Raw genomic sequence first — 25,650 nt, 5'->3', positions numbered from 1 at the left:
CCCGATGGCGCGCACCGCGACGCGGCTGGGAGCCTCGCGGCACCCGAGGAGAGGACCACCCCATGAGCACCCCCACCGTCGAGCCGCACGACATCGCCGCCAAGGCGTTCTGGGCCCAGCACCCCGACGCGCGCGACGAGGCGTTCGCCCGCATCCGCGCCGAGCGTCCCGTCTTCTGGAGCGGGCCCGCCGAGTCCGACCTGCTGCCCCCGGAGGAGAACGTCCACGGCTTCTGGTCGCTGACGAAGTACGCGGACATCCAGGCCGCCAGCCGCAACCCGAAGGTCTTCTCCTCGGCGATGGGCATCACGATGGAGGACTTCTCCCCCGAGATGACCGAGATCGCCCAGTCGTTCATCGCGATGGACGCGCCGCGCCACACGCAGCTGCGCGGCATCACGATGGACGCGTTCAAGCCCGGCAACATGCGCAAGCTCGAGGGCTGGGTGCGCGAGCACGCCCGCGACCTCATCGACGAGATGGCGCACCTCGGCTCCGGGGACTTCGTGGACCTCGTCGCCGAGCCGATGCCCGGACGGATCTTCGGCAGCTTCTTCGGCCTGCACGAGGGCGACCAGCACGAGGCGACGATCCGCGCCGCGCAGGACCTCCTGTCCTGGAACGACCCGGTCGTCACCGGCGGCGTCGAGCCGCTCGAGCACTTCGTCAACTGCGTCATGACCCTGCGGCTGACCGCCGCGGACCTGGCCGAGGAGCGGCGGGAGAGCCCCGGCGACGACCTGATGAGCTGGCTCGTGCAGGCCGAGTTCGAGGGCGAGAAGATGACCGACGACGAGATCGGCGCGTTCTTCGTCCTGCTCGCGGTGGCGGCCAACGACACGACCCGTCACGCGTCCGCGGGGATGCTCTACGCCTTCACCCGCTTCCAGGACCAGCGCCGGCTGCTGTGCGAGGACGTGCCCGGCCGCGTCGAGGACGCGGTCGAGGAGGTCATCCGCTGGGTCTCGCCGCTGATCCACATGCGCCGCACCGCGCTCAGCGACTTCGAGGTGCGCGGCCAGCAGATCCGCCGCGGCGACAAGGTCGTGCTCTGGTACTGCTCGAGCAACCGCGACGAGGAGTACTGGGGCAACCCGTTCGACTTCGACATCTTCCGCTCGCCCAACCGCCACCAGGGCTTCGGCGGCGGCGGCCCGCACTACTGCCTCGGGGCCGCGGTCGCGCGCACGACGCTGAAGTCGCTGATGAGCGAGATCTTCACGCGCATCCCCGACATCGAGGCGCCCGACCCGGACTTCCTCGTCGCGAACTTCATCAACGGCATCCGCTCGCTCCCGGCGGAGTGGACGCCCGAAGAGCGCTGAGGGTCTCCGGACCGTAGGGTCGGGCACATGAACATCGGGATCTCGACCGTCTACTGGCCCTGGTTCACCCCCGAGCAGCAGATCGAGATGGCGGTGCTGGCCGACGAGCTCGGCCTGCACTCCGTCTGGGTCAGCGAGGCGTGGGGGCAGGACGCGGTGTCGATGCTCGGCCTGCTGGCCGCGCGCACCGAGCACGTGCGGCTCGGCACGGCGATCATGCAGATCCCGGCGCGCAAGGCGACCGCGGCGGCGATGGCGGCCGCGTCGATCGACGTGCTCAGCGGCGGGCGGATGATGCTCGGCCTCGGGCCGAGCGGCCCGCAGGTCGCGGAGGGCTGGTACGGCGACCCGTTCGCCAGGCCGCTCGCGCGGACCCGCGCGTACGTCGCGACGATCCGCGCCGCGCTCGCGGGCGAGCGGATGCCCGTGCAGCTGCCCGAGGGCGTCGAGGGCACCGGTCTGGGCAAGGAGCTGCGACTGCTCGCGCGGCCGGCGCAGGCGCGCATCCCGATCTACCTCGGGGCGACCGCGCCGAAGGGGCTGCAGCAGTGCGGCGAGATCGCGGACGGCTGGATCGGCGTGTTCGTCGACCCGTCGCAGCCCGAGACGACGATCCGCCCGGTGCTCGACGCCGTGGAGGCGGCCGGCCGGCCGCGCGAGGAGTTCGAGGTGCTGGCGCTGACGCCGACCGCGATCGCGCCGACCGTCGAGGAGGCGCTCGACGTCGTGCGCCCGTGGATCGCGTTCTACCTCGGGGCGATGGGCGCGAAGGGCAAGAACTTCTACGTCGACCTCGCCACCCGCTACGGCTTCGGGGACGCCGCCACGGCGGTGCAGGACAAGTACCTCGAGGGCGACCAGGCCGGTGCGTCCGCCGCGGTGCCGCGCGAGCTGCTCGAACGCGTCGCGATCGCCACGACGCCGGAGGGGCTGCCGGCGCGGCTGCAGGCGTACGCGGACGCGGGCGTCGACACGATGATCAGCATCCCCAGCGGCGACCTGCTCGGCACCGTCCGGGCGCTCGCCGCCGCCCGCCCCGGCGCCTGAGCGGCGCCCGGCCCGGCCCGCTCAGGTGACGAGCGGGCCGAGGACCCGGCGGGCGAACGCGCGGACGGCCTCGTCGTCGTCCGCGGCGGCCGAGCCGCCCGGCACGAGCACGTAGGTGAGCGCGAGGCGCACGAGGACGTCGGCGACGTCGTCGGCGTCGTCGCGCACGCGGGCGCTCGGGTGGTCGGCGCGGATCGTGGCGGCGACGAACGACCGGCCGAGCTCCAGCGGCGAGGGGTCGCCGTGGGTGAGCTGCTCCAGCAGCCCGCCGGGCTCGTCGCGGGTCAGGCGGGCGACGAGCGGATGCCCGGCCGCGAGACGCACGCACAGCACGAACGCCTCCGCGACGCGGTCGACCGGGTCGTCGTGGTCGGCCAGCCGCCGCTGCACCGTGGCGAGGAAGCGGGTGACCTCGCGGACCAGCAGTCGCTCCACGAGCGCGGCCTTCGAGCCGAAGCGGCGGAACACCGTCATCCGCGCGACGCCGGCGCGTGCGGCGACGTGGTCCATCGTCGTCGCGCGCGTCCCGCGCTGCGCGAGCTCGGCGAGCGCCGCGTCGAGGATCCGGTCCTCGGTCTCGTCGGTGGCCGCGGCCGCGCCGGTCGCGGCGCGGGCGAGGACCGTGACGAGGTCGGCGGGCGGGTCGGGCGTGGCGCGCGGCACGGTCAGCGGTCGCGCAGCGTGGCGACGAGGGCGACGGCGGCGCGCAGGCGCAGGGAGCCCGCGTCCTCCTCCCCGCAGAGCTCGAGGCAGCGGCGCACCCGGTAGGCGATCGTGTTCTGGTGCACGCCGAGCCGCCGCGCGGTGCGGGCGAAGCTCAGCTGCTCCTCCTGGAAGACCGCGAGCGTGGCCAGCAGGCGGCGCGAGCCGTCGCTGTCGTCGGCCAGCGCCCCGAGGACGTCGCCGGCGAAGCGGCGGGCGCGGTCCCCGTCGGCGGTCAGCAGGGCGAGGACGGCGGTGTCGCGGTAGGTGACGGTGCTGCCGGGGCGACGGCCGCACAGGCGCGCGACGCGCGCCGCCTCGCGCGCCTCCTCGTGGCTGTCGCGGAAGCCGTCGAGTCCGTCCCCGGCTCCCCCGAACGCGAGCACGACGCCGGGCAGCCGCAGGGCGGCGAGGTCGGCCGGGTCGGGCAGGGCGCGCCCGCCGATCCAGCCGTGCACGGCGTCCCCGGCGGCGGGCACGACGAGCGGCGGCTCGGGCAGCGCGAGCTGCTCGACGAGGGTGCGGGGGAGCCGCTCGAGCGCGGCCTGCGGGTCCGGGTCGCCCCCGTCGGCGCCCGGGACGGCGACGGCGACGAACGCGACGTGGCCGCGACGGAGCAGGTAGCGCAGGCGGGCACCGGCGCGGTCGGGATCGGGGGCCGGGGCGCTGCGGTCCAGCAGGGCGCGGACCTCGGCGATCCGCACGCTCTCGGCCCGGGCGCCGGCGCGGGACTGCTGCTCGACGTGGTCGTCGATCAGGGGCTGCAGGACCGCGTCGACGTAGGCGAAGGTCCAGGCGGAGGTGGCGGCGATCGCCTCGGCGAGCACGTCGACGTCGTCGGCGTGCTCGCGCAGGCGCTCCTGCCACCAGGCCCAGAACGCGGCGTGCCCGAGCCGGTAGCTGCGCATGAGCCGGTCGACGGGCACCCCGACGCGCAGGAAGTCCCGCGCCCAGCGCACGGACTCCGGCGGCGGGTGCGCCTCCCGGGGGTCGGCCCAGGCCCCGAGCATCCCGGAGATGAGGACCATGTGCGCGCGGGTCGAGGCGGCGAGGTTCTCGAACAGCTCGTCGCCGCCGACGGCGAGGTCGGCGACGCTGCCGACGATGCGCTCGTCGACGAGCTCGCGGACCTCCTCGATGCGTGCGGCGAGGTCGGCGGCGGAGGCCGAGATCGCCGCGCGGGCGGGCTCGGCGAGCTCCTGGCGGTCGTCGGTGGCGGGCACGGTGCGCATGCGCTGGGGCGATCCTAGACGCGAGGGGTGGTACTCAGATGTGCATGCGAGTACCATCGCGGCATGGCGTCCGTCCTGCCCGATCCCGCCGAGGCCCACCGCTACGCCGTCGACGCGTCGTCGATCACCTGGCGGCGCGCCGGGGACGCCCGCGCGATGACGGGCGCCGGGACCGCCCTGATGCTCCAGGTCGCCCACCCGACCGTCGCCGGGGGCGTGCGCGAGTTCTCCGACTTCGTCACCGACCCGTGGGGTCGGCTGTTCCGCACGCTCGACTACGTGAACCTGCTCGTCTACGGCGGCCCCGAGCGCGCCGCCGAGACCGGCCGGCGGATGCGCGCGATGCACACGAGGATCAAGGGCGTCGACCCGCAGGGCCGCCGCTACCACGCGCTGGAGCCCGAGGCCTACGCCTGGGTCCACGCGACGCTCGCGGTCTCGATCGTCGGCGCGCACCAGCGGTTCGGCCGGCCCTTCAGCCCCGCGCAGACCGAGCGGTTCTGGGGCGAGTGGCGCGGCCTCGGCCGGCTGCTCGGCATCCGCGAGCGCGACCTCCCCGCCACCTGGGGCGGCTTCCAGGCCTACGTCGAGGAGATCGTCGACACGCGCCTGGAGCGCAACGACGTCGTCGACCTCGTGCTCCGCACGATCGTCGAGCCCGCCGCCCCGCCCGTCCCCGGCCTCGGGCCGCGCACCTGGAAGGCGCTGCGCCTGCCCGCCACGCGCACGCTGCAGCTCGCGACGATCGGCCTGCTGCCCGTCAGCGCCCAGCGCAAGCTCCACCTGCGCCTCACCCCCGGCCAGCGCCGCGAGCTGCAGGCGCTGGGCGCCGCCTCGCGCGCGACGACCCCGGTGCTCCCGCGCGTGGCGCGCACGCTCGGGCCCGACTACCTGCGCTGGCGCCACCGCGAGATCGCGCGCGGCAGCTTCGGCTCCGGCACCGCGGCGACGCCGACCCCCCGGGTCCCCGCCGCCGCCTGAGCGACCGTCCTGCACGACGGCGCCCACGCCGCCGCGGCACGGGCCACCATGGGGTGGTGCCCGCGCGCGCCCTTCCCCTGCTCCTCGCCGTGCTCGCCCTCGGCGCCTGCGCGGACACCGGCCCGCGCGCGGGCGCGAGCGCCGACCGGGCCGACGACGACACCCCGGCGCCCGCGGGGGCGGTGCGCGTCGCGCCCGTCCGGACCGGTCCCGGCCAGGCGCCCACCCCGCGCAGCGCGGTCGCCGACGTGCTCGGCGTCCACCCGGGCCTGACACCCCCGACCGCCGCGGAGGCGCCGCGCGTGCGCGCGCTCATCGCGGGCGTGCGGACCGGACCGCGCCGCGGTCGCGGCGGCTACGCGCGCGAGGCGTTCGGCCCCGACTGGACCGACGAGGCCCCGATCACCTGGGGTGGCAACGACTGCCGCACCCGCGAGGACGTCCTGCGCCGCGACCTGCGCGCCCCCACGTTGCGCCCCGGCACCCCCGACGCGACCGGCCGCGACTGCGTCGTGCTCGACGGCCTGCTCCCGGACCCGTACACGGGTCGCACCATCGAGTTCTCCAAGGCGCGCCCGACCGAGGTGCAGATCGACCACGTCATCCCGCTGTTCTATGCCTGGCAGCTCGGCGCCCGCGACTGGCCCGCGGTGCGCCGCGCGCAGTTCGCCAACGACCCGCTCAACCTGCTCGCGGTGGACGGCGCCGCCAACCAGCGCAAGAACGCGTCGGGCCCCGCGTCCTGGCTGCCGCCCAACCGGGCGATCCGCTGCGCGTACGTCGTGCGGATCGCGCGCGTCGCGACCCGCTACCGCCTGCCCGTCACCCCGGCCGACAAGGCGGACATGCGACGCCGCTGCGCCGGGTGAGACGCGGGCGGCGCGCGCCGTCCGCGCCGCCACTACAGTGCCGCGCATGGGAGCGCGCTTCAGGGGGCTCGCGCTCACGGGTCTGGTCGCGTGCACGATCCCCGTCCTGGGGATGGCCGCCGCTCCCGCGAGCGCCCACGGACCCCGGGTCGAGAACCCGGGGCTGTACACGCGCACGCTCGACGCGCAGGGTCGCGTCCAGCTCGCGGTCGAGACGAGCATCCTCGGGCGCGAGCACGCGCTGCAGCACCTCGCCCAGCGTCAGGCCGTCCTGCCGCCCGCCCCGGACGGCGATCCCGGCTTCGACCCGTGCCGGCCGCGCGGCGCCGCCAACCAGTTCGAGGAGCGGCCGCGGCCGCCGCTGGGGCGCCCGACCGGGCAGCAGCGCTGCTCCACGCTGCCGCGCCAGCCGCGCACGAAGGCCGCCCTGGGGCGGCTGGGCCGCTGGTCGGCGGACACCTCCGACCTGCCGCACTACGCGATCCACGCGACGCTGATGCCGACCGGCAAGGTGCTGTTCTGGGGCTTCGACTGGACCCAGCACATCATCACCGCCAACCCGACCTCGCACCAGCAGACCAGCGGCGCGGCGACCATCTGGGACCCGGCGAAGGGCACCGGGCCGTCGGCGTTCAAGCCGGTGCCGCCGCCGCTGATCGACGTCGACGGGGACGGCGTCCAGGAGCGGGTGCCGCTCTACTGCTCCGGCCAGCTGCTGCTCGCCGACGGGCGCGTGCTCGTCACCGGCGGCACGCTGGACCTGCGCTGGTTCCAGAAGGGCTACACGAACCCGCCGGGCCTGAAGATCGTGCTCATCTTCGACCCGCGGACCGAGACCTGGGCGCGCTCCCAGGACATGACGGTGCCGCGCTGGTACCCGACGCAGGTGAAGCTCGCCGACGGGCGGGTCGCGGTGCTCGGCGGCTTCGACGCGAACAAGCCGACGTCGTTCACGCAGACGCTCGACATCATCTCGGCCGACGGCCGCACGGTGGCCCACGCCCCGAGCGGCGACCGGCTGACCTGGACGTACCCGGGGATGCTGCTGATGCCGTCCTCGCGCGTGCTGCTCGCCGGCCCGATCAAGGGCGACGTCGGACTGCTGGACCCCCGGACGCTGACCTGGAAGGCGACGTCGCCGCTGCCCGCCGACCGCGGCGGCGGCAACCTCGTCCCGGTGCCGTCGCGGACCGGCGCCTCGCCGGAGGCGATGCTCATCGGCGGCGCCGACTTCCTCGCCCCGTCGCGGACCGGGCAGGACCAGCCCGCCTACCGCACGACCGTCACGTTCGACGAGCGGCGCAGCGCGCGCGGCTTCGAGCCGTCCCCCTCCCAGCACCGCGGGCGCAACTGGCCGAACACCGTGCTGCTGCCGGACGGGTCGATGGTCACGCTCGGCGGCGGCACCGGGATCACGAAGCGGGACGCGGCGTTCACCGCCGACCCGAAGAACCGCGCGGTCGAGCTGTGGGACCCGCGCACGAAGCGGTGGCGGCTCGGCCCGTCGCAGCGCGAGGACCGGACCTACCACTCGGTCGGGGTGCTGCTGCCCGACGGCCGCGTCTGGTCGGCGGGCGACGACGCCAACCCCAACCGCGACGGGGACACGGCCGAGCTGTACGAGCCGCCGTACCTGTTCCGCGGCGAGCGTCCGCGGATCGTGGCGGGGCCGCGCCGCGTGGGCGCGCGGCGGTCCTTCACCCTGACGGTGACGGGCCCGGCGCCCGAGCGCGTGACGATGCTCGCCCCGTCGGCGACGACGCACGCGCTCGACATGAACCAGCGGTTCGTCGAGCTCCGGGTCCTGCGCCGCCGGACCGTCGGGACGCGGACGGTGCTCACGGTGCAGGGTCCGCGGCGGCCGTCGGTCGCCCCGCCCGGCCCGTGGATGCTGTTCGCGCTGAGCGAGGACGGCGCGCCGTCGGTCGCGCGCTGGACGACCGTCCGCTGATTTTTTGATGTGCCAAACTTCGCGTCGTGCTCGATGCGAAGCGCAGCCGTCTCGCCCTCCTGGGCCCCGCGTTCGTCGCCTCGATCGCCTACGTCGACCCGGGCAACTTCGCCACGAACATCTCCTCGGGCGCCGAGTACGGCTACCTGCTGCTGTGGGTGATCCTCGCCGCGAACCTCATGGCGATGCTGATCCAGAACCTCACGGCGAAGATCGGCATCGCGACCGGGCGCAACCTCGCCGAGCTCTGCCGCGAGCGCTACCCCGAACCGGTGCGCTGGGGCCTGTGGATCCAGGCCGAGCTGATCGCCATGGCCACCGACCTCGCCGAGTTCATCGGGGCGGCCATCGCCCTGAACCTCCTGTTCGGCGTGCCGCTGTTCGCGTCCGGGCTCATCACCGCCGCCGTCTCGTTCGTCGTGCTCGGGCTGACCGCGCGCGGCCACCGGCGCTTCGAGGTCGCGATCGTCGGCTTCCTGCTCGTGATCCTCGGCGGCTTCCTCTACGACACGCTGCGGATCGGCTTCGACGCCGGGGACGCCGCGGCCGGGTTCGTCCCGTCGTTCGAGGGCACCGACAGCGTCCTGCTCGCCGCCGGCATCCTCGGCGCCACCGTCATGCCGCACGTCATCTGGCTGCACTCCGCGCTGACCCAGGACCGGGTCGTCGCCCGCGACGACGAGGAGCGCCGTCGGCTGCTGCGGTTCTCGCGGATCGACGTGACGATCGCCATGAGCATCGCGGGCCTCGTGAACATGTCGATGCTCGTGATCGCCGCCTCGCTGTTCTTCGGCGGGGGCGTCCCGGTCGACACGATCGAGGAGGCCCACGCCGGCTTCGACACGCTCGTCGGGAGCGGGGCCGCGCTCGCGTTCGCGCTCGCGCTGCTGGCCTCCGGCCTGGCGTCCTCGAGCGTCGGCACCTACGCGGGCCAGGTCGTGATGCAGGGGTTCATCGACCGCACGCTGCCGCTGGCGCTGCGCCGCGGCATCACGATGGCGCCCGCCCTCGTCGTGCTCGCGCTCGGCATCAACCCCACCGACGCGCTCGTGCTCAGCCAGGTGGTGCTGAGCTTCGGCATCCCGTTCGCGCTGATCCCGGTCGTCCTCATCACCCGCGACCGCGCGGTCATGGGCGCGCTCGTGAACCGGCCGGTCACGACCGCGGTCGCCGCGATCGTGGCCGCCCTGATCGTCGCGCTGAACGTCTTCCTGCTCGTCCAGACGATCGCCGGCTAGGACGCCGCGCCCTCGGCCTCCTCGTCGTGCTCGGCGCTCGCCGTGCGCGCGACCGCGACCGTCCGGCCCGCCCCGACGACGCGCGCCCGGACGACGTCGTCGGGCAGCCGCACCTGGTAGGCGCGGCACGCGCGCACCCGCGTCAGGCGGCGCAGCGTCACCCGGCGGCCCGAGCGGTGCGTGACCGTGATCCGTACGCGCGCGGTGCGCCGCGCGCGGAACGTCAGCAGCACGCCGCGCGCCGACGGCCGCAGCCGGGCGGCGGCGACCACGCGCCCCGAGCGGGCGGACACGCACCGCGGCGGACCGGCCGGCACCGGGGCGGGCGCGGTCCGGTCGTACACGTCCTCGCCGAACGCGCGCAGGCCGGGCATCGCCGCGTAGCCGAGGTGGTCGAGGCCGAAGACGTCCTCGACGGAGCGCAGCAGCGCGTAGTGGTTGTAGGGCGTGTCGGTCCGCGATCCCGGCTGCACGAACGGCGACAGCACGACCGACCCGGTGCGACCGCCGCCCGGCCCGAGCAGGCCGGGCGCGAGCGTGTTCGGCCCGGTCGGCTCGCCGCAGCACGCGGTGGAGGAGTCCGGGTCGATGTTCGCCTCGTCCCAGGTGATGATCAGCATGCCGTGCTGCGCGAAGCCCGGTGAGGCGAGGATCTTCGGCACCCACCGGCGCAGGAACGCGTCGGCCGCGGGCAGGCCGCCGAGACCCCCGTCGACGCACGACGCGTCGTGCCCGTCGTTGCAGAGGTCCGGGGTGATGAACGCGTAGTTCGGGGTCGTCTGGGGCCGCGCGATGTCCTGCTCGAGACGATCCAGCGGGACGACGTGCTCGGCGCAGCGGGCCGGGTCGTCGATGATCGAGTGGAAGTAGACGAACGGGTTGTGCCGCGTCGCGTACTGGTCGCCGGCGCGGGCGGCCTGCGTGTCGTCGACCGCCCCGATGCGCGGGTGCCGGCAGGTCGGCGGCTGCCCGGGCGTGTTGCCCATGTCCTCCATGTATCCGCGCCAGCGCAGGCCGCGCTCCTGCAGCTGGTCGGCGATCGTCCGGACCGACCGCGGGAAGACGCAGCCCGCGCCGAGCGTCTGGCCGTCCGGGGTGCGGGTGCCCGGGAAGATGTCGCTGAAGATCGCGCAGTCGGCCTGCGTGACGACGTTCACCGCCTGGCCGGACACGAGCGTCAGGTAGTTGCCCAGCGACGCGTGCGAGGTGCCGTGGTAGTTCGTCAGGAGCTTGCCGCGCGCGGTGAGCTCGCGGGCGAGGTACGGCGCCTCGGTGTCGGGACCGAAGCTGTCCTCGTAGTCCTTGTTCTCGAGCACGATCGTCCAGACGTGGCGGATGTCCGGAGGACCGGCGGCCCGGGCCGCCGAGGGCGCCCAGGTGATCGCGGCCAGCAGGAGCAGGCCGAGCGCGGCGAGCCGCGACGAAAGCAGACGTGTGCGCGTCACCCCGTCATCCTGCCCCACGACCGCGCCGCGGGACAGGGGCGTTCACGTCGCGTTCACGCGACCTGGCGCGCGCGGCGGCGGTGGCTCAGCGGATCAGCACGGTCGTGCCGACCGGCACGCGCGGGTACAGGTCGATCACGTCGGCGACGCGCATGCGGATGCAGCCGTGCGACGCCCGCGACCCGATCGAGTACTCCTCGCCCGTGCCGTGGATGCCGACCCCGTTGACGATGCCCATCCAGCGGGCCTTCAGCGGGTTGGCGGCGGTGCCGCCCTGCACGGTGGTGCCCGCGAGCTCGCCCGCCCACGGGGAGTTCGGCACCGACCAGGTCGGGTTGACCTGCTTGTTCTGGATCGCGAAGCGCCCGGACGGCGTCGGGTAGGCGGGCTGCCCGACCGCGACCCCGTAGCTCTTGGAGAACTTCAGGCGCTTGAACACGCGGAGCTTGAACTCGCTCTTGGAGACGGTGAGGACCGTGGAGTAGCGGCGCTGCAGCGTCGCGTAGGTGACCGCGGGCTTCACGGCGCTGACGCTCTGGCTGAGCACGCGCGAGGTGCTCGCGTCCGCGAGCACGCCCTTGACGAGCTTCTCGGTGCCCTTCCAGTCCAGCCGCCGGCCCTTCTTCGAGGCGCGGACGTCGAGCCGCTTGAGGCCGATGCGCAGCTCGGCGTCGCGCGGCGCGCGCGAGACCTTCCCGGCGACCGACTGCGCCCAGGAGCGGATCGCGAGCGTCGAGCTGGTGATCGCCAGCGGCACGGCCGAGCCGGCGGCGGTGCCGCCGCTGCCCGCGCCGCCCGGCGCCTTGGCGTACAGGGCGCGCTTGGCGGTGGTGACGGTGTCGAACTCGAGCTTCGCGGTCTGCGCGTCGAGCCGGAAGGTCCGGCCGCCGACCTTCAGGACGACGTTGCGGCGGACCTTCGCGCCGAGCAGCTGCTCGAGCCGGGCTGCCGCCTCGTCGAGCGTCAGACCGCCGAGCGCGACGCCCCCGGCGGTGATCCCGTCGGCGATCCGGCGCTCCGGGGCGGGCGTCGTCGTGGCCGGCGCGGGCGTGGCCGCGGGGGTCGGCGTGGCGGCGGGGTCCTGGGCGGTCGCAGCACCCGCGGAGGTGAGCGAGAGGGCGCCGGTGGCGGCGCACAGCAGGGCGAGACGGCGGTTCTTCACCGGTCGAGGGTAGCGGGCGCCCCCGGTCCCCCGGGCCGGTCAGCGCCCGGCCGCAAGCGCGCTTGCAGGCGCGGCTTCGAGCAGCAGGTCGACGAACCGCACGGGCGCCTCCACCTGCGGGCAGTGCCCGATCCCCTCCAGCAGCTCCAGCCGGGTGTCCGGGAGCGCGGCGAGGACGTGCCGCGACCCGCGGTGGGCGACCATCCGGTCGCGGTCACCCCAGATCAGCACGACGGGCACGCCGATCTCGCGCAGCCGGAACGGTCGCGAGAGCTCCGGGAGCATGCGGCTGCCGGTGGCGAGGATGCGCCGCACGTCACGCTGGGTCGCGAGGTGCTGCGTGAACGCGGCGACGACCGCGGCGCCCGGGTCGCGCGGGCGGGCGAACGCGAGCTGCCGGTACGCCTCGCCGACGACCGAGCGCAGGACCGGCCCGGGGAGCGGGGCGCGCAGGGCGAGGCGCACGAAGCGGTCCCCCTCGATCGCCCGGAACCAGAGCGGGTGGTCGAACCCGGCGGGCGCGACCGGGACGCAGACGGCGATCGGCAGCTGCGGGTCCTGCGCGAGCCGCAGCGACAGGCAGCCGCCGAGCGAGTTGCCGCAGACGGTGACGTCGCCGTGCTCGCGGGCGACCTCGCGCACGACGGCGGCGCCGAAGCGGTCGAGCTGCTCGAGGATCGGCTCGTCCCGGTCCAGGCGGTCGGCGTGACCGAAGCCCGGCAGGTCGACGGCGAGGACGCGACGGTCCTCGCGCGCGAGCAGGTCCAGCGCGGGCCGCCAGGTGTCGGCGCTGTCGGCGTAGCCGTGGAAGAGCACCACCGGCGGACCGGCACCGGGCAGCTCCAGGACGCGGGTCGTGACGTCGCCGTAGGTGCGGCGCTCCTCGATCAGGGGCTGCTTCACGAGCGCCATTCTGGCCGGGCGGCCAGACGCCGTGCAAGCGCCGCTCTGCGATCCTCCGTGCGTGTCCACGACGCCGCCCGACCACGCCGACGACGGGGACGACGGGGACCGCCCGCTGATCCCGGAGGGCATCATCGACCGGCTGCGCGCCGATCCGGTCCGCGCCCCCGAGACGCTCGCGCTCGCCGCCGCCGACCAGCACGCGCCGTCGGCCACGGTCTGGCTCGACCAGATGCGCCGCGAGTTCCGCATGGGCCCCGAGGAGCTGGCCAAGCGCGCCAAGCGACGCCACGCGACGCTCGCCCGCTTCGGCGGGGCGGCCACCGGGCTCGGCGGCTGGGTGACGGTCGTCCCCGACCTCGTGGCGCTCGCCTGGATCCAGTCGCGCGTGGTCTTCTACGTCGCCGGCGCCTACGGGTTCGACCCCTACGACCCGATGCGCCCGGCCGAGCTGCTCGTGCTGCAGGGCCTCTACCCCGATCCGGCGGAGGCGCGCGCGGCGCTCGACGGGACGGGCACCCCGGTCGCGAGCGCGTTCGTCGACAAGAAGATCACCGACTCGCAGGACCGCAAGCTCACGCGGACGCTGATGAACATGGTCGGCAAGCAGATGGGCACGCGCGTCGCGGGACGGCTGATCCCGGGCGTGGCGTCCGTCTTCAACGCGGTCTCCAACGAGCGCGACACGCGCGCGATCGCCGACCGGGCGATCCACTTCTACGGCGGGTGAGCGCGTGGGCCGGGCCCGTACGGTCGCCGCGCGCGCCTCGCGGCTCGTCGCCCGCCGCCTGACGCCCGAGCGCACCCGCCGCGCGACGTTCTTCGAGCGCCACACGGTCGGCCGCCTGACGTGGGCGCAGCTGACCCGGCTGAACCAGGCGCTGGAGCTCGTCGGGCGCCTGACGACCGTGCTGCTGATCGCGTTCGCCGTCTCCACCGTCGTCGGCGTCGACTGGCGGGGCGCCGCGGAGGAGGTCGTGAACTCCGGCCGGCCGGTGCAGGGCGCGCTGGCGGTCGCGGTCGTGTTCGTGCTGCTGACCTTCGTGGCGCTGCGGTCGGTGATCGGCTTCGGCCGCTGGCGGATCCAGCGCGAGCTGTGGCGCCGCGACGTCGCGGCGCTGCAGCGCGGCGAGGCGGCGCCGCAGGCGGGCGTCCGGGCTCCCGGAGCGGACGGCTCGGGCTGACCCTACGCGGCGGGACCGGCGCCCGCCCGTGGCCTGCGCGGTGTGCGATGGTGGTCCGATCACAGCCCGTGTCGTCATCTCGTTCGTCCGCACCTGGCTCCCGGCGATCGTCGTGGTCGGCGGGCTGGCGGTGATCGTGATCGGGCGCGACGAGATCGCCCTGGAGGGCGGCGCCGGGATCATCGGCGCGGGCCTGTCGATCTGGCTGTTCAACGTGCTGCTGCGGATGAGCTACTCGGGGGAGCGCGACCGCCACGACGAGGCGGACGCCCGCGCCTTCTTCGACCGCCACGGCGTGTGGCCCGACGAGGCCAGCGACGAGCTGCTGCGGCGCGACGCGCGGCGCCGCCGCCAGCAGCCCTGAACGCCGGACGGCGCCCGACCCGAATCGCTCATTTGCAGGGACTTCCTCGCCGGCGAACGGGGGCGTCGTCCGGGCGCGCCCCTACCGTTCGCCGCGATGCTGCTGCGCGATCTCGAGCCCGGCCCGATCGACGAGGTGCTGCTGGTGCGTCGGGCCGAGCCCCGCACCCGCAAGGACGGGAGCCCGTACCTGCGCGTGACCGTCGGCGACCGCAGCGGGGCGGTCACCGCGATCGTGCGCGAGGACCTCGACGAGCTCGGCGCCGCGCTCGCCCCCGGGATCGCGGTGCGGGTGGTCGGGGAGCTCGTGGACGACGCCCGCTACGGCCGCCAGCTCGAGGTCGCCCAGTGGGTCCCGGTCGCCGAGGGCGACTACGACGCCGCCGCGCTGCAGGACGGTCCGCCGCAGCCGTTCGCGCGGATGGAGGCCGACCTGCGCGAGCTGATCGCCACCGTCCAGGACCCGCACCTCGGCCGGCTGCTCGACGCGGTCTTCGGCGCGGACACCGCGACGTGGGAGCACTTCTCCGTCGCCCCGGCGGCCAAGCGCTACCACCAGGCCTACACGCACGGCCTGCTCGAGCACTCGCTGACGGTCGCCCAGGCGGTCGGCGCGATCAGTGCGACGTTCCCGGGCATCGACCGCGACGTCGCGGTCACCGGCGCGCTGCTGCACGACATCGGCAAGCTCGACGCGTACACGCGCGAGCCCGCCGCCCCCGACATGACCGACCTCGGGCGCCTGCAGGGCGAGATCCCGATGGGCTACTACCGCGTCCGGCGGCTGATCGAGGACCTGCCCGGCTTCCCGCAGGCGACGGCGGACGCGATCCTCCACATCATCCTCAGCCACCACGGCACGCTCGAGCACGGCAGCCCCGTCGTGCCGGTCACGCGCGAGGCGACGCTCGTCCACATGATCGACAACCTCGGCGGCCGTCTCGGCTCGTTCGACCGGCTCGAGAAGGAGCTCGCACCCGGCGCCTCCTGGTCGGGCTACGACCGGGCGATCAGCGGCAGCGCGTACTTCGGCGCGCGACCCGCCCGGACCGATCCGGCCGGCGCGGCGCGCGACGCGGCCTGACCCGTCAGGTCGGGCGCGCCTCGTCCAGCAGCCGCTGGATGTCGCGCGCGGCCTCGTCGAGGCGCTGCACGAACTCGGCCCGCTGCTCGGGCTCGAGGTCCTCGCCGCGGCGGCGCAGCATGTCGCTGAAGCCGAGCACGATCGTCAGCGGCGTGCGGACGTCGTGCACGAGCCGGGCGAGCCGCTCCTCGGCGTCGTCCACGGTCAGTCCTCGGAGTGGTCGAGCGCGATCTCGCCGCGCTCCAGCGCGATCGCGATCGCATGCACGCGGTTGCGCGCCTGCAGCTTGCGGATGACGTTGCGCACATGGGTGCGGACGGTCTCCACGCTGACGGTGATCTCCTCGCCGATCCGCTCCGCCGTCATGCCCTCGGCCATCAGGTGCATGATCTCCCGCTCGCGCGGCGAGAGCTGCGGCACGTTGGCGGTGGCGCGCGGCGACAGCAGGATCCGGTCCAGGCGCGGGTCGACGTACGTGCCGCCGGCGGCGACGCGCTCGATCGCGGACACGAGCTCGTCCATCGAGCCCGCCTTGAGCGCGTAGCCGCGCGCGCCCGAGTCGAGGCCGTCGTAGAGGAGCTCCGCGTCGCTGTCCCCCGTGTAGAGGACGACGCCGAGATCGGGATGCAGGGCGAGCAGCTCGCGCGTCAGCGCGATCCCGCTGCCGTCCGGCAGGCGGATGTCGAGCAGCGCGACGTCCGGCCCGGTGTGCTCGACGAGATCCAGGCCGGCGGCGACGTTGCCGGCCGCCCCGACGATCTCCAGGCCGCTCCCGGACAGCAGCGCGGCCAGGCCCTCCCGCAGCGCTTCGTGGTCGTCGACGATTACGAGCTTGGTCATGGTCTCTCCCGGCAGCGAGGCTACCGCGTCCGTGACCTTCGTCACAGCGGTCGCCGACCCTCCCACGAACGACCGGAGAATGCGGGGAATCCGGCGCGCGGGCCGCCACCGAAGCCCGCCGCCCGCCCCGTGCGTCTAAGGTGACCAGCCGATGGCGAAGGACACCGAGAAGCTGATTCGCCAGCTCTCCCTGATCTCGTACCTCATGGCTGAGCGCCGTCCGGTGACGGCGCTGGAGATCCGCAGGGACGTCGAGGGCTACAGCGGCATGAACGAGGACGCGTTCGCGCGGCGGTTCTACGCGGACCGCGCCGAGCTCGAGTCCCTCGGCATCCAGCTGACCGTCGAGAAGCCCGTCGACGGCGTCGCCGAGCAGGAGAACTACTCGCTGCGACCCGAGAACTTCCACCTGCCGCCGATCGCCTTCTCCGACGAGGAGCTCGCGTCGCTGCAGACCGCGCTGAGCCTCCTGGACGGCGAGTTCGCCTACGCGGAGCCGCTGCGTCTGGCGCTCCAGCAGATCACCTGGGGCCGGCCGAGCCCGCTGCAGACCCCCGACCAGGCGGGCCTCGCGCTCGGGGTCCGCGGCAACGCCGGCGGCCACGAGCTGTCGCAGCGCCTCGCGAAGGTCGAGACCGCGATCTTCCGCAACAAGACGATCACCTTCGACTACTACACGATGGCCCGCGACGAGACGGGCGCCCGGAAGGTCGACCCGTACCACCTGCTGTTCCAGGGCGGCCAGTTCTACCTGCTCGGCCACAGCCACGAGCGCGGCGCGCTGCGCGTGTTCCGGCTCTCGCGGATCCGCGGCAAGGTCGCCTACGCGACGAAGGCCGAGCACGACTTCAAGAAGCCCGCGGACTTCGACCCGCGCACGTACTCCAACCGCGCGGAGTGGCAGTACGGGGACGTCGTCGACACGGCCGAGGTGTGGATCGGCGGACGGATCGCCTGGCAGGTCGAGCGGCACTTCGGCCGCTTCGGCGAGGTCCGCCCCGCCGACGAGGGCGACGGCGCGATCGTCTTCTCGACCCCCTACGCGTCGGACCGCCAGCTCGCGGCCTGGGTGCTGCGCCTCGGCGAGCACGCCCGCGTGCTCGGTCCCCCCGCGCTGCGCGACGTCATCGACGAGCGCATCGAGCTGCTCGCCCGCCGCCACGACGGCGACGCCCTCGAGCACGCGCCCGTGGTGCTCGGCAACGGCGCCGCCGGGGCCGCCGTCGAGGCCGACACCGGGTCCGCGCGGCGCGAGACCGCGATCCGCCCGGAGCGGTTCGCGCGGCTCGTCACGCTCGCCAGCATCCTCATCCACGCCGGTCGGGCCGGGGAGCGGCTCGTCGTCGCCGACGTGCTCGAGCGCCTGCAGATCTCCGAGCAGGAGCTGGCCGAGGACATCAACGTCCTGAACGTCGTGAACTTCGGGGGCGGCTCCTACGTCCTCTACGCCGAGGTGCTGGCCGACGGCACGATCGAGGTCGACCCGGAGCCCTACTCCGACAACTTCGACCGCCCCGCCCGGCTGCTGCCGGTGGAGGCGAAGGCGCTGATCGCCGCGATCGACCTGATCGGCGACCACCTGCCCGAGGGCGCCCTGACCCCCGCGCGGCAGAAGATCGTCGAGGCGCTCGGGCACGACCCGATGGAGCAGGGCCTGCAGGTCGCCCGCAGCGGCGCCGACGACGCGGACATCGCCCGCACGATGTCCGAGGCGATCGTCGCCCACCGGCTCGTGCGGATCGTCTACTACAAGAGCAACGAGGACGAGTTCAGCGAGCGGACGCTCGAGCCCTACGCGCTGACCAACGGCCGCGAGGGCTGGTACGTCGCGACGTTCGACCCGAACAAGGACGACGTCCGCCACTTCCGCCTGGACCGCATCAAGGAGGTCGAGGTCCTCGAGCAGACCTTCGTGCCCCGGCCGGAGGTCGACGCGGCCGCCGCCGTGGACGGATGGCTGACCACCGGCGAGGTCGAGGCGTCGCACACCGCGCGCCTGTGGGTCTCGCCCGAGCGGGCCCGGTGGCTGCGCGAGGAGCGCCCGGTCGCCGAGGAGCTCGCCGACGGGGCGATCGTCGTCGAATGGCCCTACAAGGGCACGGACTACCTGGTCCGGACGGTCCTGCAGGAGGCCGGGGACGCCGCGGTCCTCGAGCCCGCCGAGGCGCGGCGGGCCGTCGCGCAGGCCGTGGCGCGTCTGCGCTGAGCCGTCCGCTGGACGGAACGGGTGATCCAGGCCCGTCGTCCAGCCGTTTCCCGGGAAAGCGGTCGGGCGCAAAAGGACCTACGCTTGGGGCGGGCAGAGTGAGCCGTCCCACGCCTGGCTCGCACAACATGGAGGACCACATGAATCAGGGACACGGCCGTCGCGCGGGGGCGCGCGGCCACTTCACGCGGCGTCGGACGCCGCTCGCCGTCGCCGCCATCGCCGCGGCGTTCGCCGTCGCGCCGGCCGCTCCGGCCGCCGCCGCCAACCAGGTCGACTGCTCGGCGGACGCCGTGAAGGCGACCGTCGCCGGGCAGAGCACGCTCAACCCGGTCACGACCGCGCGCGCCAAGTGCGTGGACAGCTCGGCGGGCCTGCCGAACACGACCGACGCCGTCGCGCTGGCGCCCGCGATCAAGGCCAAGTCGGCCTACGCCATCACCGACGTGACGCCCGACGGCGTCCGTCCGCTCGACACCGTGACGTCCTCGGGCGCCGCGGTCGAGAACCTCAGCCTCAACGCCGGCAACACGATCGTCATCGGCGCCGACGCGGTCAGCTCGTTCGCGACCGCGAAGTGCGTCAACGGCGCGCTCGAGCTCTCGGGCGGCGGCGACGCGGTCAAGCTCACCATCGGCGGCCAGCCGATCGCGCTCGACCCGCTGCTCGGCCCGCTGACCGACGCGGTCAGCGACGCGCTCGGCGTCATCGTCAAGGTCAAGCTCAACGAGCAGATCCGTGACGGCAACACGCTGATCCAGCGTGGCGCCCACATCCAGCTGCTGCCCTCCGCGGGCGCCGCGCCGCTGGCGGACGTGATCATCGCCGAGTCCCGCGTCAGCGGTCAGGGCGAGCCGTGCAACCCGAACGTGCCGGAGAACATCGACACCGACGGTGACGGCGTGGCCGACATCGACGAGCAGGGGTCCGTCGGCGGGGCCAACACGAGCAAGGCGTGCCCGAACGGCTCGTCGTTCGACGCGGTCAACGGCGTCTGCATCATCCCCGCGTCCGCCTCGGGCGGCCAGGGCATCGTCGTCATCGGCCGCCCGTTCGAGGGCCCGAGCGGTGGCACGGTCATCTCGCTGAACGTCGCGCGCCAGCTGTACAAGAACAGCCCGTGCGTGAAGGGCCCCGGCCCGAAGTTCGCGGTCGCCGGCACCAACGGCGCGGACCGCATCACCGGCACGAACAGCGCTGACCGCGTCATCGCGCGTGGCGGCAACGACGCGGTCGACGGTGGCCGTGGCAACGACTGCCTCGACGGCGGGGCCGGCAAGGACAACGTCAACGGCGCGATCGGCAACGACCGCGTGTTCGGCCTGGCCGGCAACGACGCGCTCAACGGCGGCCCCGGGGTGGACTACCTCTCCGGTGGCTCGGGCAACGACAGCATCAACGCGGCGTTCGGCGCCGACAAGGTGTTCGGTGGGGCCGGCAACGACTTCATCAACACCGCGACCGCCGGCAAGCCCGCGACGGTCAGCTGCGGCAGTGGCCGTGACAAGGCCCGCGTGAACCCGGACGAGGTCCGGCGTTCCAAGGGCTGCGAGACGATCAGCACCTTCCGGCCGAAGCGCTGATCGCCTGATTGCCCCCCGGGGTGCGCGGGTACTCCTCGCGCGCCCCGGGTCGATCGGGGAGGATGCTTCGCACACACGTGGTCGGCTGTGGGAGCGGCCGGCCCTCGACCAAAGAGGACACGACATGGGCAGGGGTACCCGAGCAGTGATGCTCACCACGGCGCTCGCAGGGACGGGCGTCCTCATCGGGTCGTCGATCGGCTCCGCACAGGCGCCGACCACGCAACCGAACTGGAACTGTCGCGCGAGCCTGATCCGCGTCGATCAGGGCCTGACCGATCTGCTGGGCCTGCCGGCCAGCCCGGTCGAGCCGCTGCTCGCCAACGGCCGCAACAGCGCGACCGCGCCGGACAACCCGGCGTGCCTGCCGGACAGCCAGTCCGCGCAGGAGCGCATCGACGTGACGCCGCTGACCGTCGTCGGCGACGTGCTGAAGGCCGAGACGACCGTGACGCCCGGGCTGGGCGTGGCGCGCAACACGCGCACGAACACGGCGACGACCTCGGCGGAGAAGCTGAACCTGCTGATCCAGTCGGCGATCCCGGGCGGCGTGCTCGTGACCGCCGACGCGGTGCAGAGCACGGCGAGCGCCTCGTGCGTCGCCGGCGTGCCGACCCTCACCGGGTCGAGCCAGGTCACGAACCTGCGCATCGCGGGCAACGCGATCCCGCTGGACTCCGTCCTCGACGGCATCGCCGTGCCGCTGACCGACTCGCCGCTCGGCGCGGTCGCGAAGGTGTACGTCAACCGCCAGGAGACGTCGACCGCGGCCGACGGCAGCAAGGCGCTGACCCAGACCGCGCTGCGGATCGAGGTCCTCGGCGCGCTGGCCGACGTGATCGGCAAGCCGCTGGCGACGGTCGTGCTCGGCGAGAGCCGCGTCTCCTCGCAGAACGGCAACGCCTGCGACGCGGAGCCGCCGCCCCCGACCGTGACCGTCCCCGGCCCGACCACCACGGTCCCCGGTCCGACGACCACCGTCCCGGGCCCCACGACCACGGTCCCCGGCCCGACCCAGACGGTCCCCGTCCCGGTCACGGTGACGACGCCCGGCTCGGTCAGCGGTGCGGGCACCAGCCCGGTGCGCAACGGCACCAACGGCGGCTGTGGCCGGCTGACGATGTTCTTCGCGAAGAACCGTCGCAAGACGCTGGGCGTGCGCTTCGGCCAGGAGCGCGTCGTCACGCGCGGCCGGATCGTCAACTGCTCGGGCAAGAGCATCGTGCGGGCGCGGATCGACGTGTTCCACGTCCTCCCGGGCGGCACGAAGCGGCTGGTGAAGACGGGCCTGCGCTCGCGCGAGCTCGGCCGGCTGACGCAGATCATGCCGCGCAACCTGTTCACCCGGAAGCTCGTGTTCGAGTACCGCGGCGACCTCAGCTCCTCGCGGGTCACGAGCCGGCAGACGCTGCAGATCAACGTCCGTGACGCGCGCGGCAAGCTCGTCACCAGGGCGCCGAAGGGCCAGGGCAAGCCGAAGTTCTAGGCGGCCCGCCGCCCGGATAGGCTGCGCGGCATGAGTCGCCGCGGGCAGATCCAGATGACCGACGATGAGGTGCGCTCCTTCCTCGGGGAGGAGCGCACCGTCATCTGCGCCACCAACGGCGTGCGGGGTCTCCCGCACCTGATGCCGCTCTGGTACGTCGTGCGCGACACCGGGCCCGACGGGGCCCCCGAGCTCTGGGCCTGGACGTTCGGCAAGTCCCAGAAGATCAAGAACCTCGAGCGCGACCCGCGCGCGACCCTGCAGGTCGAGGCGGGCACCGAGTACCACCTGCTGCGCGGCGTGATGCTCGAGACCGACGTCGAGCTCGTGCGCGACGTCGACGCGGTCACGCAGCTGGGCCTGGAGATCACCGCCCGCTACGGCGGCGACCTCGCCGCGTCCTCCGACGAGGCCAAGCAGCTGATCGCCGCCCAGGCCGCCAAGCGCGTCGCGATGCGGTTCGTCGAGACGCGCCGCGCGACCTGGGACCACCGCAAGCTCGGCGGGGTGTACTGACGCGCTAGAGCGTGAACGGCCCGAGCGCGGACGCCTGGTCGTTCGCGGCACGGGGCAGGAGCCCCCGCTGGCGGGCCGTCGCGGTCGCGCCGAGGGAGGACACCGACGTGCCCGCGCCGAGGCGCTGGCCCTCGCGGGCGTCGAGCGCCCGGTTGATGTCCTCCAGCGCGTACCGGGCCGTCAGCACGCCCGTCGCGGTGTCGGTGGTCGCCGTGCCGGTCACGGAGACGCCGCCGGTGCTCCCGAACGTGTCGCGGTTCGCGTCGCCGACGTACCCGCCGGCGTTCACGTCACCGGCGTTCACGGTCAGCTCGATGACCTGGCCGATGTCCAGCGGTCGCGCGTTCTGCACCGGGATCGTCAGGGTGGTCGACGCGGACACGAAGGACGCGAGGCTCGTCACGCGGGTACGGGCGACGAGCTGGTCGCCCTCGATCCGCAGGCTCCCCTCGCGCAGATCCGCGGCGTCGACGGTGCGACCGTAGCGGTCGACCGCGTCACCCGCGGGATCGGTCAGGGACGGGGCGCTCTGGGCGAGCGCGACGGCCGGGCTCGCAAGCGCCATGGCGGCGAGCGCGGCGGTGAGGAACGTGGTCGTGCGGGGCATCGGGTCTCCTTCACTGGATGGCTGGGACCTGCACCACCCAGCGTGGAGCCCAGATGTGACAACCCGCTGACGAAATCCTTACCGGGCCATCAGCGCGTCGGTGCCGACCGCGGTCGCGAGCACGAGACGGCGGTCGATCGCCTTCCCCGGATCCGCCGTCATGTCGATGTCGTAGACGTCACGCCACTTCCAGCGGCGCCGGCGGATGATGCCGACCTGCTCCTCGCCGCGGAGGAACTCGAAGTCGTAGGGGATGGGCAGCCAGTCGGCGAGATCCCCGACGTACGGGACCAGCCCGACGAAACGCCGGAACAGCGCGACCGCCATGCTGCGCTCGCGCACCGTGGCGACCTCGTTCTCCTGCGCGTCGTAGAGCGTGAAGGTCGAGCGCAGCAGCGACCGGCCGAACACCTTCTGGATCTTGCCGACGACGTGCCCGCCGGAGCTGATGTCGTACGTGGCGCGCGGGTCGAACCGCTGCCGGGCGAGGATCCGCAGCAGCTCCTCCTCCTTGGACTCCCCGGTGAAGAAGCGGATGTCCTCCTTGAACGAGAACCGCTTCTGCTCGACGAAGCAGAACGCCTCCCCGTCGTCGTCCGCCTCCGGATCGGTCGGCGGGACCGAGAACGCGTACTGGTTGATGACGAGCTTCACCCGCTGGCGGAGGACGAAGCGGTCGTGGTCGTTGGGCTGCACCATGCGGACGGCAACGATGGCAGGTGTCTACGCTCTGCGGTCGATGTCCGCTCCCGTGCGCCCGATCCCCGGCGGTCGCGCGACCCTGTGCCCGCGGCACGGGTCGCCGTTCCGCACCGACGCCCGCCGTCCCGTCTCGTGACCCGGCTCGTCGTCACCGGCGCGGCCGGCATGCTCGGCCGCGCGACCGTCGAGCACGCGCGACGCCTCGGCCTGGAGGTCGTACCGTTCACGCGCGCCGAGCTCGACATCACCGACGCGGACGCGGTCGAGGCGGCGCTGCGCCGCACGCAGCCGACCGCGATCGTCAACTGCGCGGCGTGGACGGACGTCGACGGCGCGGAGGAGCACGGGGACCGCGCGATGCTCGCCAACGGCACCGCGCCCGGGCTGCTCGCCAACGCGGCGGAGGCGATCGACGCGCGGCTCGTGCACGTGTCGACCGACTACGTGTTCGACGGGTCGAAGACCGAGCCGTGGGTCGAGTCCGACCCGGTCGGACCGCTGAACGTCTACGGCGCCACGAAGCTCGCCGGCGAGCGTGCCGTGCTCGAGGCGGACGCCGGGCACGCCGTGGTGCGCACCGCCTGGGTGTACGGGGCGGGCGGCACGAACTTCGTCGAGACGATGCTGCGCCTGGGCGCCGACCGCGACGAGATCAGCGTCGTCACCGACCAGATCGGGCGGCCGACCTGGACCGGCCACCTCGCCCCGGCCCTGCTGGAGCTCGCGGAGCGCCGCGAGGACACCGGTCTCTTCCACGCGACCGGCGAGGACGCGGTCTCCTGGAACGAGTTCGCGATCGAGATCTTCGACCGGGCGGGCGTCGCCTGCCGCGTCGTGCCGACCACCAGCGACGCGTTCCCCCGTCCCGCCGCCCGGCCCGCGTACAGCGTGCTCGGGACCGAGCGCGACCCCGCCGTCGTGCTGCCGCCGTGGCAGGACGGCCTGGCCGCCTACCTGGACGCGCGCGCCGGCGCGGCCTGAGCGCGCCGGCGAGCCGCGCGCCGCGCGTCAGCGGCCGAGGCGGCGGGCCATCCACGCGGTCGACGACGCGGCCGCGCGGGTGATGATCGTGCCGTGGTCCGCCCCCGAGAACGTGCGGTCGCTGACGCTGCGCGCCCCGCCGGCCCGCAGCTTCGCGACGAGCGAGCGGGTGAAGACCGGCAGCACCGTCTGGTCGGCGGTGCCCTGCGCGACGTAGACCGGGATGCGCCCGAAGCGCAGCGTCTCCGGTCCCTGGGCGCGCAGCACCCCGGCGATGCGGGCGGTGTCGTAGTCGGAGCGCAGGACCGCGCGCGGCGACAGGCGCCCCCAGGAGGAGAGGCCGCTGAGCTCGCCGATGCACGTGGTCAGCGTGCTCGGGTACAGCGCGAGCGCCGCGTCGGAGAGCGCCTCGCGCGGGTCGACCTGGCCGGCCTCGTCCAGGCCCCGCACGATCAGGCCGATCAACGCGGAGTAGCCGAACCCGGGCGTCACGTACGCGCGCGCCAGGCCGATCTGGTCGGCGAGGTTCGACGCGGGCGCGTAGGCGACGACGCCGCGCAGCCGCAGGCCCGGGGCGACCGCGCGCGCCCGCGCCCCGGCCCACAGCGCCGCGTGCCCGCCCTGCGAGTGGCCCGCCACGATCAGCGCCCGTCCGACGCGCCGGTCCAGTCGCCGCGCGGCGGTCGCGAGGTCGAGCACCGCGGCGGCCTCCGAGCGTCCGACGAGGTACTCGTGCGCGCCCGCGGTCCCAAGGCCCTGGTAGTCCGTGCGCACGACGGCGTAGCCGCGCTTCAGCCAGCGCGTCAGCAACGGCGTCAGGTACGCGCGGTTGGCGCGCACCGACGACGGACGGCGGTCGCGCGAGGGGGCGCACGCGTCGGCGATCCCGCTCGTGCCGTGCGCGAACGACACGATCGGCCAGCCGCCCCTCGGCGCACGACCGCGCGGCAGCGATACGAGCCCCGACGTCGCGGTGGCGCGGCCGGCCGCGGTCCGCGAGCGGTACAGGACCAGCAGCGTGCGGGACGCGCCCGGGACCGCGTTGTGGCTGGAGCGCGAGACCGCGCGGGCCCGGATCGGGGTGCCGGCCGGGCCGCGGACGACGGACGCCGGAGCGCGGTAGAACGCGCTGCCCGACGGGCCCTTCGGGACGGCGGCGGCCGCGGTCGCCGGGCCCACGGCGAGCGGCGCGAGGGTCGCGGCCGCGGTCAGTGCGGCGAGGGCCGCGGCCCGCACGGCGTCG

Annotated in this window: 25 protein-coding genes; 15 read left to right on the top strand and 10 right to left on the bottom strand. The window is 74.3% G+C overall.

Annotated features, from left to right (window positions below; all coding sequences use genetic code 11):
• Positions 1–62: 62 nt before the first annotated feature.
• Together C7Y72_RS07335 and C7Y72_RS07330 are read left to right on the top strand one after the other, a co-directional pair.
• Positions 63–1,325, top strand: coding sequence for a cytochrome P450 (locus C7Y72_RS07335; protein ID WP_107568119.1), 1,263 nt, complete (start codon positions 63–65; stop codon positions 1,323–1,325).
• Between the two features lie 27 nt (positions 1,326–1,352).
• Positions 1,353–2,372: an LLM class flavin-dependent oxidoreductase gene (locus C7Y72_RS07330; protein ID WP_107568118.1), complete on the top strand. Its 1,020-nt coding sequence runs from the start codon at positions 1,353–1,355 to the stop codon at positions 2,370–2,372.
• A gap of 21 nt (positions 2,373–2,393) precedes the next feature.
• On the opposite strand, the gene C7Y72_RS22735 is transcribed toward C7Y72_RS07330, so the two are convergent.
• Together C7Y72_RS22735 and C7Y72_RS07320 are read right to left on the bottom strand one after the other, a co-directional pair.
• Positions 2,394–3,035: a TetR/AcrR family transcriptional regulator gene (locus tag C7Y72_RS22735; RefSeq protein WP_158276706.1), complete on the bottom strand. Its 642-nt coding sequence runs from the start codon at positions 3,033–3,035 to the stop codon at positions 2,394–2,396.
• Between the two features lie 2 nt (positions 3,036–3,037).
• Positions 3,038–4,306 (bottom strand): PucR family transcriptional regulator, encoded by a 1,269-nt coding sequence (locus C7Y72_RS07320; RefSeq protein WP_107568117.1) that lies wholly within the window; start codon positions 4,304–4,306, stop codon positions 3,038–3,040.
• Between the two features lie 63 nt (positions 4,307–4,369).
• Here C7Y72_RS07320 and C7Y72_RS07315 point away from each other — a divergent pair, with 63 nt between their 5' ends.
• Genes C7Y72_RS07315 through C7Y72_RS07300 form a run of 4 tightly spaced genes read left to right on the top strand, consistent with a single transcriptional unit; the run spans position 4,370 to position 9,345 of the window.
• Positions 4,370–5,287 carry an oxygenase MpaB family protein gene (locus tag C7Y72_RS07315; RefSeq protein WP_107568116.1) on the top strand — a complete coding sequence of 306 codons (918 nt, stop codon included), beginning with the start codon at positions 4,370–4,372 and terminating at the stop codon, positions 5,285–5,287.
• Positions 5,288–5,343: 56 nt separating this feature from the next.
• Positions 5,344–6,156, top strand: a complete 813-nt coding sequence (locus C7Y72_RS07310) for an HNH endonuclease family protein (RefSeq protein ID WP_199223873.1) — start codon at positions 5,344–5,346, stop codon at positions 6,154–6,156.
• A 46-nt stretch (positions 6,157–6,202) separates the two neighbouring features.
• A complete protein-coding gene (locus C7Y72_RS07305) occupies positions 6,203–8,107 on the top strand; it encodes a galactose oxidase early set domain-containing protein (RefSeq protein WP_107568114.1) in 1,905 nt (634 codons plus the stop codon).
• A 26-nt stretch (positions 8,108–8,133) separates the two neighbouring features.
• Positions 8,134–9,345: an Nramp family divalent metal transporter gene (locus C7Y72_RS07300; protein WP_107568113.1), complete on the top strand. Its 1,212-nt coding sequence runs from the start codon at positions 8,134–8,136 to the stop codon at positions 9,343–9,345.
• On the opposite strand, the gene C7Y72_RS07295 is transcribed toward C7Y72_RS07300, so the two are convergent.
• The 3 genes from C7Y72_RS07295 to C7Y72_RS07285 all read right to left on the bottom strand — a co-directional run bounded on the left by C7Y72_RS07295 (position 9,342) and on the right by C7Y72_RS07285 (position 12,855).
• Positions 9,342–10,790 (bottom strand): alkaline phosphatase family protein, encoded by a 1,449-nt coding sequence (locus tag C7Y72_RS07295; RefSeq protein WP_199223872.1) that lies wholly within the window; start codon positions 10,788–10,790, stop codon positions 9,342–9,344. The two genes, C7Y72_RS07300 and C7Y72_RS07295, sit on opposite strands and share 4 nt — an antisense overlap.
• Positions 10,791–10,875: 85 nt before the next feature.
• On the bottom strand, positions 10,876–11,952 hold the full coding sequence (locus tag C7Y72_RS23695; protein WP_199223871.1) for a L,D-transpeptidase family protein: 1,077 nt from the start codon (positions 11,950–11,952) through the stop codon (positions 10,876–10,878).
• Positions 11,953–11,991: 39 nt separating this feature from the next.
• A complete protein-coding gene (locus C7Y72_RS07285; RefSeq protein WP_158276705.1) occupies positions 11,992–12,855 on the bottom strand; it encodes an alpha/beta fold hydrolase in 864 nt (287 codons plus the stop codon).
• A 61-nt stretch (positions 12,856–12,916) separates the two neighbouring features.
• Between C7Y72_RS07285 and C7Y72_RS07280 the strand changes: the two genes are divergently transcribed.
• The 4 genes from C7Y72_RS07280 to C7Y72_RS07265 all read left to right on the top strand — a co-directional run bounded on the left by C7Y72_RS07280 (position 12,917) and on the right by C7Y72_RS07265 (position 15,486).
• Positions 12,917–13,585 (top strand): EcsC family protein, encoded by a 669-nt coding sequence (locus tag C7Y72_RS07280; protein ID WP_154734009.1) that lies wholly within the window; start codon positions 12,917–12,919, stop codon positions 13,583–13,585.
• Positions 13,586–13,589: 4 nt separating this feature from the next.
• The gene (locus tag C7Y72_RS07275; RefSeq protein ID WP_107568109.1) at positions 13,590–14,039 is read left to right on the top strand and encodes a hypothetical protein; all 450 of its coding nucleotides are present in this window, start codon (positions 13,590–13,592) and stop codon (positions 14,037–14,039) included.
• Positions 14,040–14,067: 28 nt separating this feature from the next.
• Positions 14,068–14,403, top strand: a complete 336-nt coding sequence (locus C7Y72_RS07270) for a hypothetical protein (protein WP_107568108.1) — start codon at positions 14,068–14,070, stop codon at positions 14,401–14,403.
• Positions 14,404–14,499: 96 nt separating this feature from the next.
• Positions 14,500–15,486, top strand: a complete 987-nt coding sequence (locus C7Y72_RS07265; RefSeq protein WP_107568107.1) for a 3'-5' exoribonuclease YhaM family protein — start codon at positions 14,500–14,502, stop codon at positions 15,484–15,486.
• Positions 15,487–15,490: 4 nt separating this feature from the next.
• Here the strand turns inward: C7Y72_RS07265 and C7Y72_RS07260 are convergent, their stop codons facing one another.
• Both C7Y72_RS07260 and C7Y72_RS07255 read right to left on the bottom strand, forming a co-directional pair.
• On the bottom strand, positions 15,491–15,688 hold the full coding sequence (locus C7Y72_RS07260) for a histidine kinase dimerization/phospho-acceptor domain-containing protein (protein WP_158276704.1): 198 nt from the start codon (positions 15,686–15,688) through the stop codon (positions 15,491–15,493).
• A gap of 2 nt (positions 15,689–15,690) precedes the next feature.
• On the bottom strand, positions 15,691–16,326 hold the full coding sequence (locus C7Y72_RS07255; RefSeq protein ID WP_146175288.1) for a response regulator: 636 nt from the start codon (positions 16,324–16,326) through the stop codon (positions 15,691–15,693).
• 151 nt (positions 16,327–16,477) lie between these two features.
• On the opposite strand from C7Y72_RS07255, the gene C7Y72_RS07250 reads away from it, so the two are divergent.
• The 4 genes from C7Y72_RS07250 to C7Y72_RS07235 all read left to right on the top strand — a co-directional run bounded on the left by C7Y72_RS07250 (position 16,478) and on the right by C7Y72_RS07235 (position 22,117).
• Positions 16,478–18,532: a helix-turn-helix transcriptional regulator gene (locus C7Y72_RS07250; RefSeq protein WP_107568105.1), complete on the top strand. Its 2,055-nt coding sequence runs from the start codon at positions 16,478–16,480 to the stop codon at positions 18,530–18,532.
• A 98-nt stretch (positions 18,533–18,630) separates the two neighbouring features.
• A complete protein-coding gene (locus tag C7Y72_RS07245) occupies positions 18,631–20,115 on the top strand; it encodes a calcium-binding protein (RefSeq protein WP_146175287.1) in 1,485 nt (494 codons plus the stop codon).
• A gap of 148 nt (positions 20,116–20,263) precedes the next feature.
• Positions 20,264–21,601: a hypothetical protein gene (locus C7Y72_RS07240; RefSeq protein ID WP_107568103.1), complete on the top strand. Its 1,338-nt coding sequence runs from the start codon at positions 20,264–20,266 to the stop codon at positions 21,599–21,601.
• 30 nt (positions 21,602–21,631) lie between these two features.
• Complete coding sequence (locus C7Y72_RS07235) at positions 21,632–22,117, top strand: pyridoxamine 5'-phosphate oxidase family protein (RefSeq protein WP_107568102.1); 486 nt, start codon at positions 21,632–21,634, stop codon at positions 22,115–22,117.
• A 4-nt stretch (positions 22,118–22,121) separates the two neighbouring features.
• Here the strand turns inward: C7Y72_RS07235 and C7Y72_RS07230 are convergent, their stop codons facing one another.
• Positions 22,122–22,724 carry a hypothetical protein gene (locus tag C7Y72_RS07230; protein ID WP_107568101.1) on the bottom strand — a complete coding sequence of 201 codons (603 nt, stop codon included), beginning with the start codon at positions 22,722–22,724 and terminating at the stop codon, positions 22,122–22,124.
• A 78-nt stretch (positions 22,725–22,802) separates the two neighbouring features.
• Positions 22,803–23,423: an LURP-one-related family protein gene (locus C7Y72_RS07225; RefSeq protein WP_107568100.1), complete on the bottom strand. Its 621-nt coding sequence runs from the start codon at positions 23,421–23,423 to the stop codon at positions 22,803–22,805.
• A gap of 135 nt (positions 23,424–23,558) precedes the next feature.
• Between C7Y72_RS07225 and rfbD the strand changes: the two genes are divergently transcribed.
• Positions 23,559–24,407, top strand: coding sequence for a dTDP-4-dehydrorhamnose reductase (gene rfbD, locus C7Y72_RS07220; RefSeq protein WP_154734003.1), 849 nt, complete (start codon positions 23,559–23,561; stop codon positions 24,405–24,407).
• Positions 24,408–24,434: 27 nt separating this feature from the next.
• Here rfbD and C7Y72_RS07215 read toward each other — a convergent pair whose 3' ends face one another.
• Positions 24,435–25,643 (bottom strand): lipase family protein, encoded by a 1,209-nt coding sequence (locus C7Y72_RS07215; protein ID WP_107568099.1) that lies wholly within the window; start codon positions 25,641–25,643, stop codon positions 24,435–24,437.
• Positions 25,644–25,650 lie beyond the last annotated feature (7 nt).

The sequence above is a fragment of the Paraconexibacter algicola genome, from assembly GCF_003044185.1.
In the GTDB taxonomy this organism is placed as follows: Bacteria; Actinomycetota; Thermoleophilia; order Solirubrobacterales; family Solirubrobacteraceae; genus Paraconexibacter; species Paraconexibacter algicola.
The sequence above is the reverse complement of the archived record's forward strand: the minus strand, read 5'-3'. Positions and strand labels throughout refer to the sequence as shown.